The sequence below is a fragment of the Kitasatospora sp. NBC_01302 genome, from assembly GCF_035976515.1.
In the GTDB taxonomy this organism is placed as follows: Bacteria; Actinomycetota; Actinomycetes; order Streptomycetales; family Streptomycetaceae; genus Kitasatospora.
Map to the genome: position 1 here is coordinate 2,930,654 of NZ_CP108404.1, position 23,922 is coordinate 2,954,575.

Sequence of the window (23,922 nt, forward strand, 5' to 3'; positions counted from 1 at the left end):
CCCCGCGTCGGTCCGGGAGCCGGCGCCCGGGCGCGAGCGGCGTCATGCCAGCAGGAGCTTGGTGACCGCGGCCAGGCCCACCACCACGATCAGCGTGCGCAGCGCGACCGGCGGCAGCCGGCGGCCGACCTTGGCGCCCACCAGGCCGCCGAGCGCGGAGCCGACCGCGATCAGCAGCGCCGCCAGCCAGTCCATGGAGGCGGTGAACATGAAGAAGACCGCCGCGACCGCGTTGACGATCAGCGCCAGCACGTTCTTGACCGCGTTCATCCGCTGCAGGTCGTCGCGGAGCAGCATGCCCATCAGCGCGAGCATCAGCACGCCCTGCGCGGCGCCGAAGTAGCCGCCGTAGATGCCGGTCAGGAAGATGCCGGTGACCAGCAGCGGGCTGCCGTCCGGGTCGGCGACCTTGCCGCCGCGGGCCGCCACCGCACGGGCCACCCGCGGCTGGATCACCACCAGCACCAGGGCCAGCAGGATCAGCCCCGGGACGATGGCGTTGAAGGCGCCCTGGGGCAGCCGGGTCAGCAGCACGGCGCCGACCAGTCCGCCGAGCAGTGCGGCCGTGCCCAGCCGCACCAGGCGGCCGCGCTGGTCGGCCAGTTCGCGGCGGTAGCCGATCGCTCCGCTGACCGAACCGGGCACCAGGCCGAGGGTGTTGGAGACGTTGGCGGTGACCGGGGGCAGCCCGACCGCCAGCAGGACCGGGAACGTGATCAGCGTTCCCGATCCCACGATGACGTTGATGGTGCCCGCGCCGGCTCCGGCCGCGAAGACCGCCAGCCCTTCCCAAGGAGTCATGGACTCGTCCTTACTTCTCGCGTGTCCGCCCCCGGTGGGGTGGCGGCGGTCGCGATCATGCCGGACAGCGGGCCGGGTGCCCAGTGGGTTCCAGGATCAGAGACCGGGTTTCCCGGCTCCGGGGAGTCCCGGCCGGTCCTGCCGGGGACTGCCCGGGGCCACGGGCGCTACTCCGGGTCGATCTTCGGGTACTCCCGGGGCGGGGTGACCCGGGGCCGGGCCGCACCGCTCTGGTCGGTGTCCACCGGGCGCGGCCCGCCGCCGCCGGCGACGCCGGGGCGGCTGCCGTTGCCCTCGGGCGCCGCCACCGGCGGCTTGGTCAGGTCCGGGCCCGCGCCCGGTCCGGCGCCCTGGCCGGTGAGGCCGCCGAACGCGCCGCCCAGGCCCTTGAGCGCGTCGCCGACCTCGCTCGGGATGATCCAGAGCTTGTTGGCGTCGCCCTTGGCCAACTCGGGCAGGGTCTGCAGGTACTGGTAGGCGAGCAGCTTCTGGTCGGCGTCGCCGTCGTGGATGGCCTCGAAGACGGTGCGGATCGCGGCGGCCTCACCGTCGGCGCGCAGCACGGCGGCCTGCGCCTCGCCCTCGGCGCTCAGCACCGCGGCCTGCTTCTCACCCTCGGCCCGCAGGATCGCGGCCTGCCGGGCGCCCTCGGCGGTGAGCACCGCCGCGCGCTTGTCCCGCTCGGCGCGCATCTGCTTCTCCATCGAGTCCTGGATGGAGGTCGGCGGCTCGATCGCCTTCAGCTCGACCCGGTTGACCCGGATGCCCCACTTGCCGGTGGCCTCGTCCAGCACCCCGCGCAGCCCGGCGTTGATCACCTCACGGGACGTCAGGGTGGACTCCAGGTCCATCGAGCCGATGATGTTGCGCAGCGTGGTGACGGTGAGCTGCTCGATGGCCTGGATGAAGCTGGCCACCTCGTAGGTCGCCGCCCGGGCGTCGGTCACCTGGTAGTAGATGACGGTGTCGATGTTGACCACCAGGTTGTCCTGGGTGATCACCGGCTGCGGCGGGAACGGCACGACCTGCTCGCGCAGGTCGATCCGGTTGCGGATGGTGTCGATGAACGGCACCACGATGTTGAGGCCGGCGTTGAGGGTGCGGGTGTAGCGGCCGAAGCGCTCCACGATCGCCGCGCTCGCCTGCGGGATCACCTGAATCGTCCGGATCAGTGCGATGAACGCCACCACCACCAGAACGATCAGCACGATCAGGACGGGTTCCACAGTGTCTCCCCTGGACATCTACGACGGGCAACTCGGACGACTGGCAGGCCGGGAGGGCCGCTAGTCGACCAGGGCGGTCGCGCCCTGGATTTCCACGACATCCACCTGCTGGCCCGGCTCGTACACGTGGTCGGGGTGCAGCGCCCGTGCCGACCAGATCTCGCCGTTGAGCTTGATCCGGCCGCCGTGCTCGTCCACCCGCTCCTGCACCACGGCCCGTGCGCCGGCCAGCGCCTCGATCCCCATCCGGACCCGCGGGCTCCGGTCGAGCTTGCGATAGGCGATCGGCCGCACCACGGTCAGCATCGCGACCGAGACGACGATGAAGGTCAGGAACTGCCAGACCACCCCGGCCCCCACCCCGGCGGCGATCGCGGCGCCGGCGGCGCCGACCGCGAACAGGCCGAATTCCGGCAGCGCGGTGATCGCCAGCGGTATGCCAAGACCGACGGCGAGCACGAGCCACCACACCCAGCTGTCCACAGGGCCATCCTAGGGAGGAAACGATGTCCGGTGGGTGGGTTCCCGCAGGTGGACGGAGGGAAACCGATCAGCCGGGGCCGCCGGGCCCGCGCCTGGTCAACGGAGCGGGCCGGCACGGTGGTTCGGCCCGGCGGCGGGCAGGCCGGTTCGGCCCGGCGCCGGTTCGGCGACGGGCTGGCCCGGGGCGGGGTCCGCGGGCTGTGTCCGCGGGCGGGGTCAGCCGAGCGGCAGGCCCTGCGCGGACCAGCGGTCGCCGTGACGCTCCAGGGTGAGCGGCAGCCCGAAGCAGAGCGAGAGGTTGCGGGCCGTCAGCTCGGTGTCGATCGGGCCCGCGGTCAGCACCTTGCCCTGACGGATCATCAGGACGTGGGTGAAGCCGGGCGCGATCTCCTCGACGTGGTGGGTGACCACGGCCATGGCCGGCGCGTAGGGGTCCTGGGCGAGCGCGCCCAGGCGGCGGACCAGGTCCTCGCGACCGCCCAGGTCCAGGCCGGCGGCCGGCTCGTCGAGCAGCAGCAGCTCGGGGTCGGTCATCAGGCCGCGGGCGATCAGGGTGCGCTTGCGCTCGCCCTCGGAGAGGGTGCCGAAGCTGCGCTGCTCGTAGCCGCCCATGCCGAGCCGGTCGAGCAGCAGCAGCGCGCGCGACTCGTCCACCTTGTCGTAGGTCTCCTGCCAGGTGGCGGTCATGCCGTAGGCGGCGGTGAGCACCGTCTGCAGCACGGTCTGCTCGCGCGGGATGCGGTCCAGCAGCGAGGCGCCGGCCAGGCCGATCCGCTGGCGCAGCTCGAAGACGTCGACCGAGCCGAGCTTCTCCCCCAGCACCGCGACGGTGCCGCTGGTGGGGTGCAGGTAACTGGACGCGACCTGGAGCAGGGTGGTCTTGCCGGCGCCGTTGGGGCCCAGGATCACCCAGCGCTCCCCCTCGGCGACCGACCAGGAGACCTGGCTGATCAGCGCACGTCCATCCCGGACCACGGAAACGTCCACCAGCTCCAGCACGTCGCTCATGCCTAACGCCTTCCCCAATACAGATTTTCGGCCGTCCGGGGTCCTACGCGGCGGGGTGCGGCGCGGCGGGGTCCTCGGGGTGCGGTCCACTCGTGTCGACAAGTCGGTGCGGGCGGGCAGCCTACTCCGCCGACCGGGTAGGCGGGAGGGAGCGCCGCCACTCGCACGGCAGCGCGGTTACTCGCACAGCACAGGGCCAACCTACGCCACGCGGGTGGCCGGGTTGTCCGTAGGCTGGCGGGATGCCGCTGACTCCTGCCGAAAACCCGTTCGCCGACCCGTCCGCCGGCCTGTTCGCCGAGGCGCGCTCCGCGCGGCTGACCGCGTGGGGCAACTCGCTGCTGGCCGGCTTCGCCCCGCCCGACCACGTGGTGGAGGAGGTCGTCGGCAAGGACGAGAGACACCGCGTGATCGGCCTGCCCGGCGACGTCGAGGGCGAGCAGCACGCGCTCAGCTGGGCGCTGGGCCGGCTGCGGGTGCTCGGGGTGACCGGATTGCGCCTGGCGCTGCCCGCCGAGGGGCATCCGCTCGGGCTGACCGGGCCGGCCCCCTTCAACGCCGCGGCGCTCGCGGTGGGCGAGGCGGTGCTGGCGGTCGGCGTGCCGCTGGGGCTGGTCCCGGAGATCGAGGTGTACGGGCCGCCCGGCGACCAGGCGGTGACCGTGCTGTGGCGCTGCCACGAGGTGCGCCCGGCGCCGCCCGCCGACGTCCCCTCGCTGCACGAGGCCGAGCGGGAGCTGGTGGAGGGGCTGCGCGAGGCGACCGTGCTGCTCTCCCGGCTGGACGTGGCCGGGGCCGGGCCGGAGGCGCTGCGCGCGCTGGAGCAGTACCGGCGCCGCGGGCACAGCAAGCTGCTGGCCCCCGGCTACCCGCCGCGCGCGGTGCGGGTGCTGGAGTCGGCGCGGCAGGTCTCGGCGCTGCTGTCGATCGCGGCCGGCGGCCACGGCGCGGCGGTCAGCGCCGCCGAGATGACGGCGCGGGCGGCGGTGCTGGCGCCGCTGCGGCGGATCGCGCGGCGGGCACAGGTGGCGGCGTACAACGCGCTGGTGGACGAGCGGGAGGACTGAGGGGCTCCGGTCGGGGGCGTGTTCGGGGGCGTTCAGCCCTCGCCGTGGCGGACCGCCCAGAGGGCGGCCTGGGTGCGGTCGGCCAGGTCCAGCTTCATCAGGATGTTGGAGACGTGCGTCTTGACCGTCTTCTCCGACAGGCTGAGGCTGCGGGCGATCTCCCGGTTGGAGCGGCCGTCCGCGAGGTGGCCGAGCACCTCGCGCTCACGCTCCGTCAGGGTCCCGCCCCGGCCCTGCGGAGCGCGCGGGGCGTCGTCGGCCAGCAGCGCGCCGGCCAACTCGGGCTGGAGCAGCACGTGTCCGGCGTGCACCGAGCGGATCGCCCCGGCCAGCGCCTCCGGGTCGACGTCCTTGTACACGTACCCGGCCGCGCCCGCGCGCAGCGCCGGGACCACGGTGCGGTGCTCGGTGAAGCTGGTGACGATCAGCACCCGGGCCGGATTGCCCTCCGCCTTCAGGCGCTTGAGCGCCTCCAGCCCGTCCACCCCCGGCATCTTGAGGTCCATCAGGACCACGTTCGGGGCCAGCTCCTGGGCCTTCGTCACGCCTTCGGCGCCGTCGGCCGCCTCGCCGACCACCTCGATGTCGTCCTGCACCTCCAGGAAGGTGCGCAGCCCGCGGCGGACCACCTGGTGGTCGTCGACCAGCAGGACGCGGATCGGCGCGTGGGTCTCAGGCACCGGGAACCTCCAGTTCGATGACCGTGCCCCGGCCGGCGGCCGAGGTGAGGGTGAGCCGGCCGCCGACGCTCTGCGCGCGGTCGCGCATCGAGACCAGCCCGAGGTGCCGGCCGGCCCGGTGGACCGCGTCCGGGTCGAAGCCGCGTCCGTCGTCGGTGATCCGCAGGACGGCGCCGCGGCCGGCGGTGCCGCGCAGCGTGACCGTGACCTTGGTCGCGTCGGCGTGCCGCAGCGCGTTGTGCAGCGCCTCCTGGGCGATCCGCAGCACCGCCGCCTCCTGGGCCGGCGGCAGCGTGCGCACCCCGCCGTCGTCGGTGAACTCGACGCCGGCGGTGTGCGCGCGGTCCAGCACCTGCACCTGGGAGGCGAGGGTGGCCACCAGACCGTCCTCGTCGAGCGCGGCCGGGCGCAGCTCGACCACCACGGCCCGCAGCTCGTCCGCGGCCTCGGCGGCCAGCCGGGCCACCTCGGTCAGCTCGGCCCTGGCCCGCTCGGGGTCGCGGTCCAGCAGCTTGGCGGCGGCCTTGGCAGTCAGCCGCAGGCTGAACAGCTTCTGCGAGACCGCGTCGTGCAGGTCGTGCGCGATCCGGGCCCGCTCGCCGGCCAGCGTCAGCTCGCGGCTGCGTTCGTAGAGCCGGGCGTTGGCCAGCGCTATCGAGGCGTGCGCGGCCAGGATCCGCAGCAGCCGCTCGTCGTGGACGGTGAAGCCGCCCTCCTTGTTGGCCAGGAAGATCGCGCCGAGGATCTCCTCGCCGTCCAGGATCGGCATCCCGAGGAAGTCCGTCAGCTCCGGGTGCGCACTGGGCCAGCCGCCGAACGCCGGTGCCTTGCGGACATCGGCCAGCCGGGTGGGCCCCCTCTCGTGCAGCATCGTGGCGAGCACCCCGTGCTGGCGCGGCAGCGGCCCGATCGCCTTCCACTGCTCGTCGGTCACCCCGTCCACCACGAACTGGGCGAAGCCGCCGTGGTCGTCCGGCACCCCGAGCGCGGCGTACCGGGCGCCGAGCAGCGAGCGCGCGGAAGCGGTGATGCGGCGCAGCACCTCGCGCACTTCGAGGTGCGCGCTCATCGCGAGCACCGCGTCGCTCACCGCTTCGAGGCCGTCCAGGCACGCGTCGTCCAGGCACGGGTCGTCGAGCGGGTGCTCGCACGGTGGCTGGTGCTTGATCCCCATGCGGCCACCGTACCGCCGGGGTGCGGGAGCGGGCGTGGGGCGGTGGGCGGGGCGCGGGTGGGACGGGGGGCGTAGGGCGTGCGGCGGAGGTGGTGCCGCAGCCGGGGGCGCGGGCTCAGCCGGCGTCGGGGGGCAGGGTGTCGGCCAGGCGCTCCTCGGCGAGGGCTTCGGCGGTGCGGCTGAGGGCGTGCAGGAGGGTGGCGAGCAGGGCGTGGGCCTGGGACTCGATGCGCAGGTTGCCCTGGGCGCGGCCGAGGGCGAGGGCGTGGCGGGCGGCGGCGAGGGCTGCGTTGTGGCGGCCGAGGGCGTGCAGCACCTCGGCGCGGGTGTGGGCGGCGAGCGGGAGCTTGGGGTCCTCGGGGCGGGCGGTGAGGATGCGGACGGCCTCGTCGGCGTGCGGCAGGGCGAGCTCGGGGGTGCCGGCGATCACCAGGGCGTTGGCGAGGTTGTTGAGGGCCTGGGCGAGCAGCCGGTCGTCGGTCAGCTCGCGGGCGCGGTCCACGATGTCGGTCATCAGCGGGATCGCGCTGGCCTGCCGGCCGGCCCGGACCAGGCCGTTGGCCAGCCGGGTGCGGCACTGGTGGCGCAGCACCGGGTCGCCCAGTTCGTCGGCGAGGGCGATGGCCTGGTCGAGGTGGTCGGAGGCGGCGCGGAACTCGCGCTGGTCGATGAGGACCACGGCGAGGTCGGCGTGCATCCGCACCAGGGCGGCGGGGTCGGCGCAGGCGCGGGCCGCGCGCAGGCCGGCCTCGGCGGTGCTGCGCCACTCGGGGCGGCCGTGGTTGGCGTTGTAGTACAGCACCCCGGCCTGGTGGGCGAGTTGCCAGGCGGCGGCGGAGCGCTCGTAGTGCTCGGCGCAGAGCACCACGCCGCGCACCGCGCGCTCCTCGCGGCGGAACCAGTCGACGGCCTGGCCCGGGGTGGCCAGCGGCGGCAGGCTGGCGGTGGACGGCGAGGTGATGGTGGATGGCGAGGCGACGGCGGACGCGGCGGTGCCGGCGGACGCGGCGGTGCCGGCGGACATGGCGGTGCCGGCGGCTGCGGGGGTGCCGGTGGGCAGCACGCTGTGGGTGTTCAGGCCCGCGCAGGCGGCGGCGGTCGCGGCGAGGTAGTGGTCGATCATCCGGTCCATCGCCGCCAGCCGCTCGTCACAGGTGAGTTCGGCGGCCAGCTGGGCACCGTAGAGGCGCACCAGGTCGTGCCGGGCGAACAGGCCGGGCGCGGTCTCCTCGATCAGGTGGGCGGCGTCGAGCTGGGCGAGCACGCCGCGGACCTCGACCGGCGGCACGTCGGCGAGCACGGCGGCGGTGTGCGCGTCTATCACCGCGCCCGGGTGCAGGCCGAGCAGGGTGAACAGCTGCACCGCCGCGGCCGGCAGCGCCCGGCAGGTGAGGTTGAGGGTGGCCGCCACGCCCAGCGAGCCGCGGCCCGCGCAGGAGAGCGAGGCGAGTCTGGCCTGCTCGTCGGAGATCTCCGTCACCAGGTCGCGCAGCGCCCAGCCCGGGCGGGTGGCCAGCCGGGCGGCGGCCAGGCGCAGCGCCAGCGGCAGCCGGTCGCAGCGCTCGGCCAGTTCGGCGGCGGCCTGCGGTTCGGCGGCGACCCGGGCCGGGTCCAGCACCCGGGCCAGCAGTTCCAGGGCCTCGGCCGGGGTCAGCACGTCCAGCGAGAGCGGGGCGGCGCCCTCCTGGACGAGCAGGTCGCCGAGCCGGCTGCGGCTGGTGATGACGGTGACCGGACCGCCGTCGGGCGCGGCGTCGTCGGCGGGCGGGTCGGGCAGCAGCGGGGAGAGCTGCTCGTAGGAGCGCGCGTTGTCGAGCACGACCAGCAGCCGCCGGCCAGAGAGGAGTTCGCGGTACCGCCGGGAGCGGTCCTCCAGCGTGCTGGGCATCGCGCTCTCGGCGACCCCGAGCGCGGCCAGGAAGCAGGCCAGCACCTCGGCCGCCTCGCGCGGTTCGGTCTCGTCGAAGCCGCGCAGGTCGGCGTAGAGCTGGCCGTCGGGGAAGCGGTGGGCGACCCGGTGCGCCCAGTGCTGGACCAGGCTGGTCTTGCCGACCCCGGCCGGCCCGGTGACCAGGATCGGACGGTTCTCGCGCCCGGCGGCGATCGCACCGTCGAGGTGGTCGAGCTCGCCGGTCCGGCCGACGAAGCGCCGGTTGGCGCGCGGCAGTTGGGCGGGCGTCAGGTGCCGGGGCGGGGCGACCGCGGCCCTCGCCCCGGACGGCGTCGCGGTGCGCGGGGAGCTGGCGTCGTCGGCGTAGGCGACGGCCCCGCCGGGGACCGGCGACGGCGTGCGGGCGAGGCGGTCGCGGGCGGCGCGCAGCGCCGGGCCCGGGGCGGCCGGCAGCTGGGCCGCCACCCGGTCGTACCACTCCAGCGCCTCCGCGCCGCGCCCGGCCTGATCGAGGCAGGCCAGCAGGTGCACGGCCAGCTGCTCATGGGTGGGGTGGGCCGGCACGGCCTCGGTGAGCTCGGCGATGAGCTCGGCGCCGCGGCCGCGCCGGCGCAGCCCGTCGGCCAGCCGGTCCAGGGCGCGCAGGCGCAGATCGGTCAGCCGGGGCGCGGTCCGCTCGCGCAGCAGGGCGGAGCCGCAGTCGGTCAGGGCCGGGCCGCGCCACAGGTCGAGGGCCGCGCGCAGCAGGGGCAGCGCGGGGTCGGGCTCGCTCCCGGCGGGCGGGGCGGCGGCGACCGGGTCGGCGGCGGCTCGGGTGGCAGCGCGGGCGGCAGCGGGCGCGGCCGGGTCGGGCAGCAACAGGCCGGCCTCGCGGCACAGGCGCTCGAAGCGCAGCGCGTCCACCTGGTCCGGGTCACCGGCCAGCAGGTAGCCGGCGCCCCGGGTGGCCAGCTCCAGGCGGCCGTCCAGCAGCCGCCGCAGCTCGGCGATGTGGCCCTGCAGCGCGGCCCGGGCGGTCGGCGGCGGGCTGCCGTCCCAGACCAGCTCGATCAGCTGCTCGGTGGGCGTCAGGCGGCCGAGCCGGACGGCGAGGGCGGCGAGCAGCGCGCGGCGTTTGGGCGCCGAGGGCGTGGCCGCGGCCCCGTCGTCGTACCGGACGGCGACCGCGCCGAGCAGATCGATCCGCATCCACGCCCCTAGTTCACGCCTGACAGCTCATACCTGGCAGTTCACGTCCGACTTGTCGCCCCGCCCCCGTGGTCGGGCCGGTGGGGCCCGATTCCGTCAGAGGATAAGACGTGTCGGGCCGCTGATCCGGTCGCCGGGGGCGGCAATCTTATCCACGCTTCCCCGGGCCCGGGCAGGCGTCCTGGTCAGTCGAACGGCGTGGCTAGACTGCAGTCCAAGATTCGAGCCCGACGGCTTCGGGGTGGGCGACTGTGGGGGACGCATGGGCATCCGGCTCCTCGGTCCGGTAGAGCTGCGGAAGACCCGCGGCGGCGTGCTCGTACCGCTCTCCGGCTCCCAGCGGCGCGCGGTGCTCGCCCTGCTGGCGCTGCGCCTGGGGCGGGTCGTGGCGGTGGACCACTTCTTCGAGCTGCTCTGGGGCGAGGAGCCGCCGGCCCGCGCCCGGGCCGCGCTGCAGGGGCACATCGCCGCGCTGCGCAAGGTGCTCGCCGACACCACGTTCACGCTGCACACCCGGGCGCCGGGCTATCTGCTCATCGGGCCGGCCGAGCTGGTGGACGTGCTGCGCTTCGAGGCGCTCGCGGCAGCGGCCCGGGAGCGCGCGGCGGGCGGCGGTGGGCAGGCGGTGGCGGCCGGAGGGTCAGGGCTCGGGCAGGCAGGGCTCGGGCAGTCAGGGCTCGGCCAGGCGGCGGACCGGCCGGGAGACGACGGCCGGGCCGCGGACGCCGAGGCGATCGGGCTGCTGGAACAGGCGCTGGGCCTGTGGACCGGGGCCGCGCTGGCCGACCTGCCCGACACCGAGCTGCGCCGGGCCATGGTCGGACAGCTGGACGAGGCGCGGACCAGGGTGCTGATCAACTGGGCCGAGCTGCGGCTGCGCCGGGGCACCGGGGCGGCCGCGGTGCCGGCCCTGGAGCAGAGCGTGCGGGCCGACGGGCTGCGGGAGTCGGTGGTGGCCCTGCTGATCCGCTGCCTGCACCAGGCCGGGCGACCCTCCGACGCGCTGACGGCCTACCAGCACGCCCGCGAGCTGCTCGACAGCGAGCTCGGCATGCTGCCGGGCGCGGAGCTGCAGGCGGCGTTCGCGCAGGTGCTCGCCGAGGAGAACGCGGGGCTCGGGGAGGTCCGCTACCCGGGCGCCGGGTACGGGGGCGTCGCGTACGGCGCCGTCGAGCACCCGGGCGGCGAGTACCCGGGCGGCAGACCGGAGGACGCCGGGGACGGCGAGGGGGACGCGGCCGAGCACGGGCTGCTGGTTCCGATGCTGCCGGGGAGCGCGCTGACCCCGGTGCTCCCGGCAGTGGAGGCCCTCACCGCGGAGGCCGACCCGGAGCCCGACTCCGTCGAGCCGCCGGCGCCCCGCCAGCTCCCCCGCCAGCCGGCCGGTTTCGTCGGCCGCACGCTGGAGTCGCGCTGGCTGGACCGGGAGTGCGGGCCCGAGCGCACCGGCGACGGCCTGGCGCTGGTGGTCGGCCCCGCCGGGGCGGGCAAGAGCGCCACCGTGATCCGTTGGGCGCACCAGGTCGCCGCGGGCTTCCCGGACGGCCAGCTCTTCGTCGACCTGGGCGGCTTCGATCCGGCCGGACCGGCGGAACCGGCCGAGGTGCTCGGCCGGTTCCTGCTCGCCCTGGGCGTCGCGGAGTCCGCCGTGCCCGAGGACCTGCCCGGCCGCGTCGCGCTCTACCGCGCCCGCACCGGCACCCGCGCGCTGCTGGTCGTGCTGGACAACGCGCGCAGCGCCGAACACGTCACCGACCTGCTGCCCAGCGGGCCCGACTGCGCCGCCGTGGTCACCAGCCGCAACACGCTGGAGGACCTGGTGGTCACCGAAGGCGCCGCGCTGCTGCGGCTGGAGGCGCTGCCCGGGGGCGACGCGCTGCGGCTGCTCGAACGCGGGCTGACCCCCGGGCGGGTGCACACCGAGGTGGCCGCGGCCGAGCAGCTGATCGAGCTCTGCGACCACCTGCCGCTGGCGCTGCGGATCGCGGCCTCCCGGCTGGCCGCCCGGCCGGACTGGACGATTGCCGACCTGGTGGCCGAACTGGCCGACGAGCGCACCCGGTTGCTCACCCTGGACACCCAGGGGGCGGTGAGCATCCGCACCGCCCTGACGTTGACCTACCGCCACCTCTCCGCCGAGGCGGCCCGGTTGCTCACCGTGCTGGCCGCGCACCCGGGCTGCGAGGTGGACACCTTCGCCGGGGCCGCGCTGCTCGGCACCGACCCGGCCACCGCCCGCGGCGCGCTCGGCGAGCTGGCCGCCTACCACCTGCTCACCGAGAGCACCCCGGGCCGCTACAGCCGGCACGACCTGATCCGGCTGTTCGGCGTGGAGCTGTTCGCCGAGCAGCCCGCCGAGGTGCGACGGCTCAGCTCCGAGCGGCTGCTGGACTACTACGTGGCGGCGTCCCTGCGCTGCGGCGACCACCTGGAGCCGAGCCTCGGCCCCTTCGGGGAGCGGTCCCACCCGCCCGCGGCGCTGCCGCGGCCGGCGGACGCCCGCACCGCGCTGGACTGGTTCCGGGCCGAGGAGCCGACGATCCGCGCCCTGGTCACCGCGGGCGTCGCGGGCGACCCGGAGCGGGCCTGGCGGCTGAGCCTGGCGGCGAGCCCGCTGTACTACGGCGCCAGCCGGCTGACCGACTGGCTGAGCTGCCTGCGCGCCGGGCAGCGGGCCGCCGAGCAGTGCGGCTCCACGGCGGCTGCCGCGCTGCTCTGCAGCACCATGGCCAACGCCCTGATCGGCGTCGAACGTCCGCAGGAGGCCCTCGAGCTGGCGCAGCGGGCGGTGGCCGGGACGACGCCGGCGGACGGCTTCGCGCACACCCGCTCGCAGGTCACCCTGGCGCTGATCAGCGCGGCCCTCGGCGACCCGGCCGAGGCCGTGCGGCTGTCGGCCGCGGCCGTCGAGCTGACCAAGGCGAGCTGCTCGCCCACCCAGCTCTCCTTCGTGCTGGGCTACGCCGCCGCGATCAACCTGATGACCGGCGAGGCCGAGGCGGCGCTGCGCGAGTCCCGCGAGTCGCAGCGGCTGCTGGCCGGCCACCCGGGCGCCACCATCCACGCCTGGGCGATGCTGACCGAGGCACAGGCACTGCAGGCGCTGGGCGCCACCGAGGATTCCGAGCGGGTCTGGTCGCGACTGCTGACCACCTGCCAGGAGGCGGGCTTCCTGCACCTGCACGCCATCTCCGAACAGTCGTACGCCACCTTCCTGTTGGCCCTGGGCCGGGAGCGGGAGGCGGCCGAGCACCTGCGTGCGGCCGTCCGGCTCTACCGGCTGCACGGCCATCTGGCGGGGGCCGTCACCGACCTGCTCGCGGTGGTCGAGCAGTCGCTGATCTGCCGGCCGGGCAGCCGGTCGCTGCCCCAGCCAGGGCCTGTCGCCGAACAGAAGGGGGTTTGACGACAGGGCCTGGCAGCGACTGGAGCCCTGCTGAGCGAGCCGGTCGGGCGCCGGCGCGTCAGGCCGCGGCGCCCGCCTTGCCGGTGGCCTTGGCGGCAGACTTGCTCCGGCCGGTCGGCAGCACGGACGGGGCGTACTCGCTCTGCGCCGCCAGCACCGGGCGCAGCGCCCGGATCGCGTAGAAGTTGCGGGACTTGACCGTGCCCGGCGGCACGCCGAGCCGTTCGGCCGCCTCCAGCACCGAGCGGTCCTTGAGGTGCAGCTCGACCAGCACGTCGCGGTGGTGCGGCTGCAGCCGCTCCAGCACCTGCGCGATGTCCCGGGAGGCGAGCACCTGTTCGTAGGGGTCCTCCGCGAGCGGCCGGTCCTCCAGCATCTCGCCGGCCACCTCCTGGGCGCGGGCGGCGGCCATCCGGAAGTGGTCGATGGCGATCCGGCGGGCCACCGTGAACAGCCAGGGCCGGCTGTGCTCGGGGCCGCGGGAGATCGCCTCCGGGTGCTGCCAGGCACGCAGCAGGGTCTCCTGCAGGATGTCCTCGGCCTTGCCGCGGTCACCGTTGGTCACCCGCAGCAGGGCGCGCAGCAGGTAACCGCCGTGCAGGCGGTACAGCTCGGCGAGCGTCTCCTGGTCGAGGGTGGGGCGCACGGCGGCCGGGGCGGCCGGCGAGTCGGCGGGCGGCAGGGCGGCGGGCACGACGGGCGGGGCGACGGGCTTAGTGGACACGCACTACCTCTTGGGTCCGGCGGGGTCTCGAAGCAGGCCGGGCGGGGCCTGGGCGAGGCCGGGCGGGGGTCCCCCGGCCTCGCCAGAAGTACGTTGCCGGGGAGCGCCAAGGATGCACCAACGAGCCACCAACGTCGGCGCCAATGCGGGGGCGCGGCGACCTTGGCCGTTACATTGGCGCACCTTGGCGGCCACCTGGGCGGCCACGTCGGCGGGGTGTCTGCGGGGGCGCCGGCAGGGCGTACGTGCAGGTGGACGACGGTTCAGGCCCGGTTGAGCGCCCTGATCAGGTGCTGCACGCCGTCCTCCCCGCGCCGTTCGATCAGTACCGCGACCCAGCGGCTCAGCGCGCCCCGGTCCGCCGCCGACCAGCCCGGCGCGGACGGGTGCTCGTCCACCACCAGCACCGTCGCCAGGCGCAGCAGGTCGGGCCGCGGGGTCGGGCAGGCCCGCTCACCGGGCCGGCCGAGCTGGGTGATCCGCTGCGCGGTGGCGATCACCTCGGCCGCCGGGGCCTCGGGCACCGGCAGCGCGGGCTGCCCCGGCAGGCTCTCCTGCGGCCGGGAGACCAAGGACGCGATGAGCTGACGCGGTCTCGATGACGACCCGTCTCCGGACATCAGCACCTCCCCCTGTCCCGCGGCGGGACGTCCGCCCGCTGCCGGGCCCGACCTGTCGACCTGTCATGGCACCCGGGCTCGCGTGCCATCCAAGAGGGACGGTACCGGGTGGTAGCCCGGTTCAGCAGGCGTATATCGGCGGGCAGGATGAACCGGGGCGGACCGAAAAGCCGTTCTCCCTGACTGGACGGGGGTCATGGGGGCGAGCCGGAAAGCGGGAGGACACATGACGGTTCTTTCGGGCGGTGCCCCGGGTGTGACGGGTGGGTCGGGCTGGGCCGGCTGGGCTGCTGGGACCGTCGGGGGCGGCGGGACGGTGGCCGGAGCGGGCCCGGTGGCGGCGATCCTGCGGCTGGGGCCGGAGGCCGGCGCGGCGGACGCACCCGACTACACCCCGGCGCGCTGGCCCGAGGCCGTGGTGGTGGTCGCCCGGACCCCGCTCGACCCGCTCGGCACGGTGCTGATCCCGCCGAACGTCCGGGCGGTGCTGACCCGCGGGCCGGGGGCGGAGCCGGCGGCTTCTCCGCTGCCGATGGCGATGCAGCCGGTGCCGGTGCAGCCGATGCCTGCGCCGGTGCAGCTGCCGGTGCAGCCGGTGCCGGTGCAGCTGCCGGTGGCTGGTCCGCTGCCGGTGGTCGGGCCGCCACCGGTCCAGGCGTCCGCGCCGCCGCCGTTCGGTGCGGCCGTGCCCGCGGTGGGCGGGCCTGCCGAGCCCCCGAACCGGCTCATTCCGCGCCCGGACCTCTCGCTCGGGCGCGCCGCCGCCCACGAGTTGAGCCCCGAGCGGCTGCTGCGGCGCGCGGCGGCCCGCGGCCCGCGCGCCCTGCGGCGGCCGTTCGCGGGCGGCGGACAGGAGGAGCAGCGGCGCCTGCTGGAGGGCATCCGCACCCCGCTGCACGGCTGCCACCGGATCGCGGTGCTCGGCCACCCGGCCGGCACCGGGCAGACCGCCGTCACCCTGACCCTCGGCACGCTGCTGGCCGCCAACCGCCCGGACCGGGTGATCGCCCTCGATCTCGCCGGAGCAGGTCCGGGCGGGCCGGCGAAGACCCTGGGCGCCCGGGTGCGCCGGGAGACCACGCGGAGCCTGGGCGACCTGCTCGCGGTGCTCCCCTCGCTCAACAGCTACCAGCAGCTGCGCGCCTTCACCTCGCGCGCGGCCAGCGGCCTGGAGGTGCTGGCCGAACTGCCGGGCGCACCGGGGGCCGGCTTCGACGAGTACGGCTACCGGCAGGTGCTGTCGGTGCTGAGCAGCCAGTACCCGGTGATCCTCAGCGACACGGGCACCGCGCCGGAGGGCGTGCGGCGGGCCGCGGTCGAACTCGCCGACCAGCTGGTGATCTGCGCGAGCGCGTCGGTGGCGGGCGCCGACGGCGCGACCGCCACCCTGGACCAGCTGGTCGCCCAGGGCCACGGGGAGCTGGTCCGCACCAGCGTCACGGTGATCTCCACCGTCCCGGCCACCGAGGCCGGCCAGGGCCGACCGCTGCCGGCCCAGGAGCTGGCCGCACACTTCCGCACCCGCTGCGGCGGCGTGGCGGTGATCGCCGCGGACGCCCACCTCGCGGCGGGCGGCGAGGTGGACCCGGCCAGGCTCAAGCCCAGGACCCGCCAGGCCTGCCTGGAGCTGGCCGCCCTGGTGGGCAAGGCGATGGCCCGGCAGCAGCCGCCGGCCGCCGGGCCCTGGTAGCAGGGCCAGAAGCCGGATCAGCGGATGAGGGCGAGAACTTCGTCCCGCAGGGCCGCCATGGACCGCTCGTCAGGCGCTTCGACGTTGAGCCGCAGCAGGGGTTCGGTGTTGGAGGGGCGGAGGTTGAACCACCGGCCGTCGCCGAAGTCGACGGTGAGGCCGTCCAGGCGGTCGCTCGTGACCTGGTCGGCCTTCCGGTAGGCGGCCTCGACCTCGTCGAGCGCCCCGGGCACATCGGCGACCTCGGAGTTGATCTCCCCGGAGGCGACGTAGCGGGAGTAGTCCGCGACCAGCTCCGACAGGGGTCGCCCCTGCTCGCCGAGCGCCGCCAGGACGTGCAGGGCGGTGAGCATGCCGGTGTCGGCGCGCCAGAAGTCGCGGAAGTAGTAGTGCCCGGAGTGCTCGCCGCCGAAGACCGCGTCGTGCTCGGCCATCAGGGCCTTCATGAAGGAGTGGCCGACGCGGGAACGGACCGGGGTGCCACCGTGCTCACGGATGATCTCCACGGCCGCGGCGCTGGTGATGACGTTGTGGATGATGGCCGACCCGGGGTCCTTGGCAAGCTCGCGGACGGCGACCAGGCCGACGATCGCCGAGGGCGGGACGGCTTCGCCCTTCTCGTCGATGAAGAAGCACCGGTCGGCATCGCCGTCGAAGGCCAGACCGATGTCCGCGCCGACCTCCGTGACCTTGGCCTGGAGGTCGAGGAGGTTCTTCGGCTCCAGCGGATTGGCCTCGTGGTGGGGGAAGCTGCCGTCGAGTTCGAAGTAGAGCGGCACCAGGTCGATCGGCAGGCCGGCGAACACCGCGGGGACGGTGTGCCCGGCCATGCCGTTCCCGGCGTCGGCTACGACCTTCAGGCGGCGACTGCCGGACAGGTCCACCAGCGAGTTCAGGTGGGCCGCGTACTCGGTGAGCAGCTCGCGCCGGGTGGTGGTGCCGGGCGTCGGTGCAGGGGCGGGGAGGTCGTCGGTCTCCAGCCAGGTGCGGATCTGGGCCAGGCCGGTGTCCTCGCCGATCGGGGCGGCCCCCTTGCGGCAGAGCTTGATGCCGTTGTCGCGGGCCGGATTGTGGCTCGCGGTGATCATCACACCGGGGAGGTCAAGACTGCCGGAGCAGTAGTACAGATAGTCGGTCGAACCGAGTCCGGCGTCGATGACGTCGGCTCCCGCACTGTTGGCCCCGGCCGCGAACGCCTCGGCCAGCGCCGGGGAGGTGGTGCGCATGTCCTGGGCGACCACGATCCGGTCCGCCCCGGTGAGACGGACGAACAACGCACCGACCTTGGTGGCGATCTCGGTGTTCAGCTGCTCGGGAACCTGGCCACGGATGTCGTACGCCTTCACGAGGCGGGAGTAGTCGGGCATGAGGTGCCTTCCTGGGTTGCTGGACCTTGGGAGGAGATTACCGACCGTGGCCGGATCGCCACAGTTCGGAAGGGAAGAGGGTCTACCCGGCCGACCGCCCGTTGACGATCAGCCCGTCAGGCTCGCCATCGGGCAGCACGATGGTGTGGACGGGCAGGTCCGCCAGGGACCGCAGGACCGACGTCACGGCGTCGCCGGGGACCAAGGCGAACAGGCAGCCGCCATGTCCGGATCCGCTGAGTTTGGCGCCGAATGCGCCCGCCGCGACAACCAGTCGAGCGCATGTGTCGATCAGTCCGGTGGAACAACGCACCTTGTCCCGCAGGAGGCCGTGGTAGGCGCTGACGAGGCGCCCGGCCTCCCGGAAGTCGACCACCGAGGCGGTGAGCACGCCGGTCAGCACGTCGACCAGAAGCGGAGCCTCCCGGGAGTACGCGATCATGTCCGGCTCGCGCGCCTGGAATCGGTCGCGCTTGGAGGCGAGGACCGTCCTGGTGGCGCGGCGCTGCCGGGTGTCGATGAGGATCACGGGGACACCGAGGGTGGCCGCCAGGCGCCGGACGCCTGGCACTTCACCGGCATCCACCTGGTTGACGCCACCATGCGCGCAGGCCAGGAAGTCCATCCAGCCCGCCCCCGAACCGAGTTCGCCCGCCTCGGCCCGGCGAGCCAGGCAGCAGACGGCGTCCACGTCGAGTGCGGCGCCGCTCAGGCCGGCCAGCGCGGCGACCGCCGAGAGGGTCAGAGCGGCGCTGGAGGACAGCCCCGCGGAGACGGGGAGGTCGGTGGTCGCGGTGAGGACGGTTCCGGCGATGCGGCCGACTTCGCGCAGGGCGACCCGAGCCGCTGCCTGGAGGTGGTCCAGCTCGTCGCCGTCGTAACGGCGTTCGGCCGCGCGCTGGGCGGGCAGCAGTCGAGTACGGTGCAACGGTGCGCCCGAGGAGAGGGCCAAGGCGTCGCCACCTGGAGCTCGCCAGGCGCTCACCCGGGTTCGCAGCGGCACCGCGGCGACCACCGAGGAGCCGCCCGTCATCCAGTCCAACGACTCCCCCGCGAGGCAGAGCCGCCCTGGTGCGGAGGCCGTCACCACCCGGAGTTCCACGTCGGTCATCGCCGGGTGTCCGGCAGTGGCTGAACACAGGTGCGGCAGGCGGCGGAAGCGGACCAGTCCGCCTGAGCCTGCCGCTCACGCCAGAGAGCCATCAGAGGGCCGCCGAACAACTCGCCGAGGCTGGCGTCGCGCACATTGCCCACGACATACTGCCGGTGCTGCTCCTCAAGCGGCTCGACATTGCAGCACATCTTGACGTCACCGAGGTAGTTGACGCTGATCGAGGTTGCCGTCATCAGGCACGGGAACCTGCGGGGCTCACCACTCTTCGGCACCACCGCCGTGCCGCCGCGGTCGTTGTAGGTGTCGATCGCCGGCCGGATGACCTCGGTCCTGATCCCGGTGACCGTGTCCGTCCAGGTAGCGGCCAGCCCCTGCCGGACCTCGGAGAACCGCCAGTCGAATTCCGGGCCGTCGAGCCCGGCCAGCTTCAGCCAGCGTCGCAGCGCCTCGTACGTCGGGACCGTGGTTGCACGGTGCGGGTAGCGGGTGACTCTGATGTACTTCACGCCCTCGTCGCGCAGTTGCATCAGCAGGTCGCGCTTGAGCAGGTCGCCGTTCGTGTAGACCGAAGGCTTCGCCCGGGGCACCTCGGTCCGGACCCGGACGACTTCGCGCAGCAGCCTCGGATTGGCCAAAGGCTCGTTGTAGTTGTGGAACGCGAAGTATCCGTCGAAGCCGACGGCTCCGAGTTCGGCGGTGACCTTCGCGAACAGGCTCCAGTCCATCAGCTCTTGGTGCTTGCGCCAGACGGTCTGCCCCGTCGGGCACCAGGAGCACGAGCGGTTGCACAGCCGCGAAGTCTCGATCTCCGCATACCGCACACCCGCCAGCGGTCGGTCCGGCGGTGGGACCAACGGAAGGTGCGGTCGCGCCGTCGGGATGACGGCACCGGCCAGGAAGAGCGGCTCAGCCATGGCGAATCCTCAGTCGAAATCACTTGACGTGGTTGGCGGTTGACCCAGTGTGGTCCGGTGGTTCAGGCCGCGACCCCCGGCTCTCCATCTGTCGGGCGGCTCAGCAGGATCCGGGACCACACCGTCTTCCGGCCCTGCCGCAGCTGCCGCACCACGCCGAAGTCCTCCGAGAGCAAGCGCACCAGCAGCAGGCCCCGACCCCTCTCCCCCAGCGCCGCCGAACGCTCCCTGGGCCACAGATCGGCACGCCCGTCGACCACCTCGAGACGGCAGTCGCCACGGATCTCCTGCAGCCGGACCACCACCACGGCGCCGGGCGGGCTCGCGTGTTCCACCGCGTTCGCCACCAGCTCCGAACAGACCGTCAGCACGTCGTCCACCCGCTCACCGGTCCAGCCCCACTCCGCGAGGACTTCCCGCACCTGACGGCGGGCCAGGCTGGCCGAACGCGGATCTGCCGCCAGCTCCAGCTGCCACCGCCGCAGCACCGCTCTACTGATGATGTCCACAGTCCAGTCCCTTCGCCGATGGCCAAGGCGTAGCCCGGGCGCGGCGGTCATGTGGTGAACCAGATCCCCGGTCGCCGACTTGGGCACAGCACGGCCGGGGCACCGGGCAATGTCACTGACAGCTAGTCAGTGACTGCTCTGTGTCGTCACGTTGAGTGTGGCGGGCATGCACAGAAAATTGCAACTCAAACGGTGAACCAAATTGGAAAAAGTTTGAGGGTTGAGCTGGCGCAGCCGTCCGGAGAGACTGGCAGCTGCATCGGAAGGAGGGGCTGAGTGGGCAAAGACCTGTCCGCCTACAAGAAGATCCGTCTCGGGGACGACCTGCGCAGCTGGCGGCTGGAGAACAGCAAGACGCTCGCCGAGGCGACAGCCGGCCTGAAGGGCTGGGATGCGGCCCGGCTCAGCAAGGTCGAACGCGCCCTACTACCGATCACGGCAGCCGACCTCGCCGAACTCCTGGACCACTGCGGGATCACGGGCCAGGAGCGCGAGGAGATGGAGGGCCTGCTGGAGGACGGCCCGTCCAGGCGCTGGTGGCGCGACTTCAACGACACGATCACCGCTGCGTACGCCGAGTATCTCGGCCTCGAAGCCGAAGCGGCGCACATGATGGAGTACTTCCCTACCGGGTTTCCCGGCATGGTTCAGACCGAGGGCTACGCCAACGAGATGATCGCGGCGGGGCTCGACAGCCCGGGCGAGGAGCAGATCGAGGCTGCGACCGAAGTTCGAATGCTCCGTCAACGCAGGCTGACCGAGGAACCGATCCTCACTGTCGAGGCGTACTTCGGAGAAGTCACGCTCTTGATCGCAGGCGACCAGGAGGTCCTGGCCGAACAGATCAGGCACGCCATCAAGGTGGCCCGGTACCCGAACGTGACACTGCGGATGATCCCGTTGAGTGCCGGTCGGCCGGCGGTCCTGGCCTCGGGCGTCACGCTGCTGCGGTTCCCGCAAGGGGCAGATGCGGAGTTCGTCTTCATCGAGGCGGTGGGCGGTATGCTCCCGCGTAGGTCGGGACGCGATGTGCGGCGAGCCGAGCGGGCCTTCAACCGTGTGAAGCGGTACGCGTTGTCGCCGGAGGACACCATCACAGCTCTTGAGCGCAAGTTGGAAGAGATCACATGAGCGAGCAGCACGACCCCTACGACCACGACCCCTCCGAGGCCGACTGGGGCAAGTCCCGGTTCTCCGGGGACGGCAGCGGCAACTGCGTTCTCAGTGCTCGGTTTCCGAACGGGGACATCTGGCTCGGCGACGACAAGGACCTGACCAGGCCGCACCTCGCCTTCCGCCGTGACGAGTGGGCCGCCGTGGTGGCCGCCATCGAGGCCGGCGATCCGCGGTTCACACCGTAGCGACCAGAGTGCGAAGGCCCCGGCCCCCTGGAAAAAACCCAGGGGCCGGGGCCTTCCCACTTGTCTCGGCCGCTCAGCTGTCGCTCTGCGGGCCGGTGAGGTTCTTGGTGAGCCACTGGAGGGACATCGGGATCAGCTTCTCGAAGTCCGTGGTGAGGTGCTTGCCACCCGGCTCCTCGTAGTACTCGACGGTGGTCGGGGCGGCGGCGCTGGCGACCCACTTCTTGACCACGCCGACCTCGTAGGCGCTGCCGCCGCCGGCGGTGGCGAGCATCTTGACGTCGGCCTTGCTGGTGGAGATCAGCTTGTCGGGGCTGTTGGCGGCCTGCTCGGCCTCGTGGCCCTTCCAGAGGGTGGAGTCCGCCTTGAAGTCGCCGTCGATCGGCACGGCGGCCTTGTAGAGGTCGGGGTGCTGCATGGCCAGCTTGGCGCTGCAGTCGGCACCGCTGGAGGCGCCCATCAGGCCCCAGCTGTCGCGGCCCTTGAGGGTGCGGAAGTTGGCGTGCACGAAGTCCGGGATGTCCTGGGACAGCCAGGTGCCCATCTTGGGCTGGCCGGGGATGTCCGAGCAGTCGAAGGACTTGTGCTCGTCGCTGGTCAGGTTCTGCACCGGCATGATCATGATGAAGGGGTGCGCCTGCTGCTGCTGGGAGAGCTGGGCGTCGATGTCCTCGATCGGCAGCTGCTTCTCGTCCGTCCAGGTGTTGTAGCCGTTGCTCTGACCGCCCGCGAAGAGGGTGAGCACGGGGAAGCCGAACTTGGCGTACTTCGGGTCGTTGTACTGCGGCGGCAGCCAGACCCAGACACGGCCGGAGACGCCGGACTTCTGGCCCGCCAGGGTGGTCACCATGATCGGGCCGGCCTTGGTGTCATGGTCCTTCTTCAGGTCGGCGGCCGGACCGGTCGGCATCACGACCTTGCCGTCCGCCGGCGGCGCGCTGCTCGCCGGGGCGCCCGGGGTGGCGGCCGGGCTGCCGGCGGGCGGGGTGGCCACCGCTGCCGCGTTGCCGCCCGGCTTGGGCGCGGCGGCCGGTTTGCTGCTGCCACTGCTGCAGGCGGCCAGCGCGGCGGACAGTGCGAGCGCAGTGATACCGGCCAGGACGGCGCGGGTGCGGGTGGGCTGCGACTGCGGCTGCGACTGCTGCGGCTGCACGGTGGAACTCTCCGATCGATAGCACGCCCGGCCGGACGGATCCGGGCGGTGGCCCCCGAGTGGGGCGGGAGGTCGCGAGCAGTGAGCCGGTGGACCGGCGGCGGGCTGCCGGGTTGCACTCCTCCCGACCTCGGGACGGCGCACCTGCTCCGGCTGGAGCGGGACGTCGTCCTGGAGGTAGGACGCTGGATCAACCCTGACAGTTTCCTGAATGACTAACCGAACTCGCGTTGCGTCCCGCGCTGCGGCGGCTGCCAGCCGCGGGCGCGGCCCCGGGGGACGACGACGGCGGCCAGGGCGGCCAGGGCGATCACCGCGAGGGCGGCCAGGGCCACGGTGACCGCGGTGCTCGGGGCGCTGGAGGCCGGGCGGGCCGGGGGCATGGCGAGCTTGGCGGCCCGGACGGTCGGGGCGGCGCCGGAGGGGGTGGGGAGGACGGTGGTGACGGCGGCCACCGGGTCCACCGAGCCGTAGCCGAACTGCGGGTCCGGCAAGGCGCCGCCCAGGCGGTAGGCGGTGGCCTCCAGGCGGTGGGCGAGCTGGGCCTCGGTCTGGTCGGGCCGGTAGGAGAGCGCCAGCGCGGCGGAGCCCGCCACGAAGGCCGTCGCGAAGCTGGCGCCCGCGCCCGTGTAGTAGCCGCTGCCGGCCGGGCCGACGCTCATCACGGCGTCGCCCGGGGCGGCGAGGTCGACCCGGCCGCCGACCGGGGTGCTGCCCTGGGTGAGGGTGCCTCCCGGGCCGAGGTCGCGGACGGCGAGGACCTCCGGGTAGGCGGCCGGGTAGACGGGCGCGGGGGGCGGCGGCGAGGAGCCGTCCTGGGTCTGGGGCACCGTGTCGGCCGCCGCCGGGGCCACGATCAGCGCGCCCTTGCCCACCGCGTCGTGCACGGCCGCCGCGAGCGCGTCGCTGCCGCCCGGCAGGGTGACGCCCACGTCGATCACCCGGGCGCCCTTGTCGCTGGCGGCCCTGATGCCCTTGGCGAGCAGGTCGGGGCTGCTGGCGCCGGTGTTGTCGGTGACGCCGACCGCGAGGATCCGGGCCCCGGGCGCCAGGCCCGCGAAGCCCGTGTCACCGCGGGGAGCGGCGGCGATCAGGCCGGCCAGGAAGCTGCCGTGGCCCACGCAGTCGTGCGCCGGGTCGCCGCCGCCGGGCAGCTTCGGGGCGTCGTCGAGCCGGCCGGAGAGCAGCCCGGCGCCGTCGCTCACCCCGGAGCCGAGCACCGCGACCGTGACGCCCGCGCCCTGGCTCAGCTGCCAGGCCTGGTCGGGCCGCAGGAAGGTCTGCGGCCACGGCGTGGCCTGGGTGTTCTTGGTCGACGGGGTCAGGCAGGAGGGGGCCTGTCCGTTCTGGGAGGTGAGCAGCTGGGTGACGCCGGGCAGGGTGTCGTCCGAGGAGGAGGCGGAGGAGCCGGAACCGGAGCCGGAGCCGGAGGAGGAGCCGGAACCGGACGGCGAGGGCGAGGCCCCCGGTCCGCTGGCCAGCGCCGCGCCGGTGGGCAGCAGCAGGGCGCCGGCCAGCACGGCGACGGTCGCCACCCGGCGTCCCC

At 74.1% G+C, this 23,922-nt stretch carries 20 protein-coding genes; 5 read left to right on the top strand and 15 right to left on the bottom strand.

What is annotated here, in order from left to right; translation table 11 throughout:
* Positions 1 to 42: 42 nt before the first annotated feature.
* From OG294_RS12150 to OG294_RS12165, 4 genes are all read right to left on the bottom strand, one after another.
* Entirely contained in the window at positions 43 to 801 is a 759-nt protein-coding gene (locus OG294_RS12150) for a sulfite exporter TauE/SafE family protein (protein WP_327066488.1), read from the bottom strand.
* Between the two features lie 167 nt (positions 802 to 968).
* Complete coding sequence (locus OG294_RS12155; RefSeq protein ID WP_327066489.1) at positions 969 to 2,027, bottom strand: SPFH domain-containing protein; 1,059 nt, start codon at positions 2,025 to 2,027, stop codon at positions 969 to 971.
* 60 nt (positions 2,028 to 2,087) lie between these two features.
* Complete coding sequence (locus OG294_RS12160; protein ID WP_327066490.1) at positions 2,088 to 2,510, bottom strand: NfeD family protein; 423 nt, start codon at positions 2,508 to 2,510, stop codon at positions 2,088 to 2,090.
* Positions 2,511 to 2,726: 216 nt separating this feature from the next.
* Positions 2,727 to 3,518 (bottom strand): ABC transporter ATP-binding protein, encoded by a 792-nt coding sequence (locus OG294_RS12165; protein WP_327066491.1) that lies wholly within the window; start codon positions 3,516 to 3,518, stop codon positions 2,727 to 2,729.
* Positions 3,519 to 3,808: 290 nt separating this feature from the next.
* Between OG294_RS12165 and OG294_RS12170 the strand changes: the two genes are divergently transcribed.
* Positions 3,809 to 4,585 (top strand): hypothetical protein, encoded by a 777-nt coding sequence (locus OG294_RS12170; protein WP_327071519.1) that lies wholly within the window; start codon positions 3,809 to 3,811, stop codon positions 4,583 to 4,585.
* Positions 4,586 to 4,617: 32 nt separating this feature from the next.
* Here OG294_RS12170 and OG294_RS12175 read toward each other — a convergent pair whose 3' ends face one another.
* From OG294_RS12175 to OG294_RS12185, 3 genes are all read right to left on the bottom strand, one after another.
* Positions 4,618 to 5,265: a response regulator transcription factor gene (locus tag OG294_RS12175; protein ID WP_327066492.1), complete on the bottom strand. Its 648-nt coding sequence runs from the start codon at positions 5,263 to 5,265 to the stop codon at positions 4,618 to 4,620.
* The gene (locus OG294_RS12180; protein WP_327071520.1) at positions 5,258 to 6,334 is read right to left on the bottom strand and encodes a GAF domain-containing sensor histidine kinase; all 1,077 of its coding nucleotides are present in this window, start codon (positions 6,332 to 6,334) and stop codon (positions 5,258 to 5,260) included. Before OG294_RS12180 ends, OG294_RS12175 begins: the two co-directional genes overlap by 8 nt.
* A gap of 220 nt (positions 6,335 to 6,554) precedes the next feature.
* The gene (locus OG294_RS12185; protein ID WP_327066493.1) at positions 6,555 to 9,518 is read right to left on the bottom strand and encodes an AfsR/SARP family transcriptional regulator; all 2,964 of its coding nucleotides are present in this window, start codon (positions 9,516 to 9,518) and stop codon (positions 6,555 to 6,557) included.
* A 262-nt stretch (positions 9,519 to 9,780) separates the two neighbouring features.
* Here OG294_RS12185 and OG294_RS12190 point away from each other — a divergent pair, with 262 nt between their 5' ends.
* The gene (locus tag OG294_RS12190) at positions 9,781 to 12,924 is read left to right on the top strand and encodes an AfsR/SARP family transcriptional regulator (RefSeq protein WP_327066494.1); all 3,144 of its coding nucleotides are present in this window, start codon (positions 9,781 to 9,783) and stop codon (positions 12,922 to 12,924) included.
* Between the two features lie 58 nt (positions 12,925 to 12,982).
* Here the strand turns inward: OG294_RS12190 and OG294_RS12195 are convergent, their stop codons facing one another.
* Both OG294_RS12195 and OG294_RS12200 read right to left on the bottom strand, forming a co-directional pair.
* Positions 12,983 to 13,648, bottom strand: coding sequence for a sigma-70 family RNA polymerase sigma factor (locus OG294_RS12195; RefSeq protein ID WP_327066495.1), 666 nt, complete (start codon positions 13,646 to 13,648; stop codon positions 12,983 to 12,985).
* Positions 13,649 to 13,911: 263 nt separating this feature from the next.
* Complete coding sequence (locus tag OG294_RS12200) at positions 13,912 to 14,220, bottom strand: hypothetical protein (RefSeq protein WP_327066496.1); 309 nt, start codon at positions 14,218 to 14,220, stop codon at positions 13,912 to 13,914.
* Between the two features lie 274 nt (positions 14,221 to 14,494).
* Here OG294_RS12200 and OG294_RS12205 point away from each other — a divergent pair, with 274 nt between their 5' ends.
* Positions 14,495 to 15,958 (top strand): hypothetical protein, encoded by a 1,464-nt coding sequence (locus tag OG294_RS12205; RefSeq protein WP_327066497.1) that lies wholly within the window; start codon positions 14,495 to 14,497, stop codon positions 15,956 to 15,958.
* Between the two features lie 17 nt (positions 15,959 to 15,975).
* On the opposite strand, the gene OG294_RS12210 is transcribed toward OG294_RS12205, so the two are convergent.
* The 4 genes from OG294_RS12210 to OG294_RS12225 all read right to left on the bottom strand — a co-directional run bounded on the left by OG294_RS12210 (position 15,976) and on the right by OG294_RS12225 (position 19,862).
* The gene (locus tag OG294_RS12210) at positions 15,976 to 17,325 is read right to left on the bottom strand and encodes a phosphomannomutase/phosphoglucomutase (protein ID WP_327066498.1); all 1,350 of its coding nucleotides are present in this window, start codon (positions 17,323 to 17,325) and stop codon (positions 15,976 to 15,978) included.
* An 82-nt stretch (positions 17,326 to 17,407) separates the two neighbouring features.
* Positions 17,408 to 18,436 (bottom strand): mevalonate kinase family protein, encoded by a 1,029-nt coding sequence (locus OG294_RS12215; RefSeq protein ID WP_327066499.1) that lies wholly within the window; start codon positions 18,434 to 18,436, stop codon positions 17,408 to 17,410.
* Positions 18,433 to 19,353, bottom strand: coding sequence for a radical SAM/SPASM domain-containing protein (locus tag OG294_RS12220; protein ID WP_327066500.1), 921 nt, complete (start codon positions 19,351 to 19,353; stop codon positions 18,433 to 18,435). Before OG294_RS12220 ends, OG294_RS12215 begins: the two co-directional genes overlap by 4 nt.
* A 62-nt stretch (positions 19,354 to 19,415) precedes the next feature.
* Complete coding sequence (locus OG294_RS12225) at positions 19,416 to 19,862, bottom strand: ATP-binding protein (RefSeq protein ID WP_327066501.1); 447 nt, start codon at positions 19,860 to 19,862, stop codon at positions 19,416 to 19,418.
* A 276-nt stretch (positions 19,863 to 20,138) separates the two neighbouring features.
* On the opposite strand from OG294_RS12225, the gene OG294_RS12230 reads away from it, so the two are divergent.
* A complete protein-coding gene (locus tag OG294_RS12230; RefSeq protein ID WP_327066502.1) occupies positions 20,139 to 20,993 on the top strand; it encodes a DUF5753 domain-containing protein in 855 nt (284 codons plus the stop codon).
* Positions 20,990 to 21,223, top strand: coding sequence for a DUF397 domain-containing protein (locus OG294_RS12235; protein WP_327066503.1), 234 nt, complete (start codon positions 20,990 to 20,992; stop codon positions 21,221 to 21,223). The genes OG294_RS12230 and OG294_RS12235 overlap by 4 nt, the downstream gene beginning before the upstream one ends.
* Before the next feature lie 73 nt (positions 21,224 to 21,296).
* On the opposite strand, the gene OG294_RS12240 is transcribed toward OG294_RS12235, so the two are convergent.
* Both OG294_RS12240 and OG294_RS12245 read right to left on the bottom strand, forming a co-directional pair.
* Positions 21,297 to 22,376: an alpha/beta hydrolase gene (locus OG294_RS12240; RefSeq protein ID WP_327066504.1), complete on the bottom strand. Its 1,080-nt coding sequence runs from the start codon at positions 22,374 to 22,376 to the stop codon at positions 21,297 to 21,299.
* Positions 22,377 to 22,591: 215 nt separating this feature from the next.
* Positions 22,592 to 23,911, bottom strand: a complete 1,320-nt coding sequence (locus tag OG294_RS12245; protein WP_327066505.1) for a S8 family serine peptidase — start codon at positions 23,909 to 23,911, stop codon at positions 22,592 to 22,594.
* Between the last annotated feature and the right edge of the window lie 11 nt (positions 23,912 to 23,922).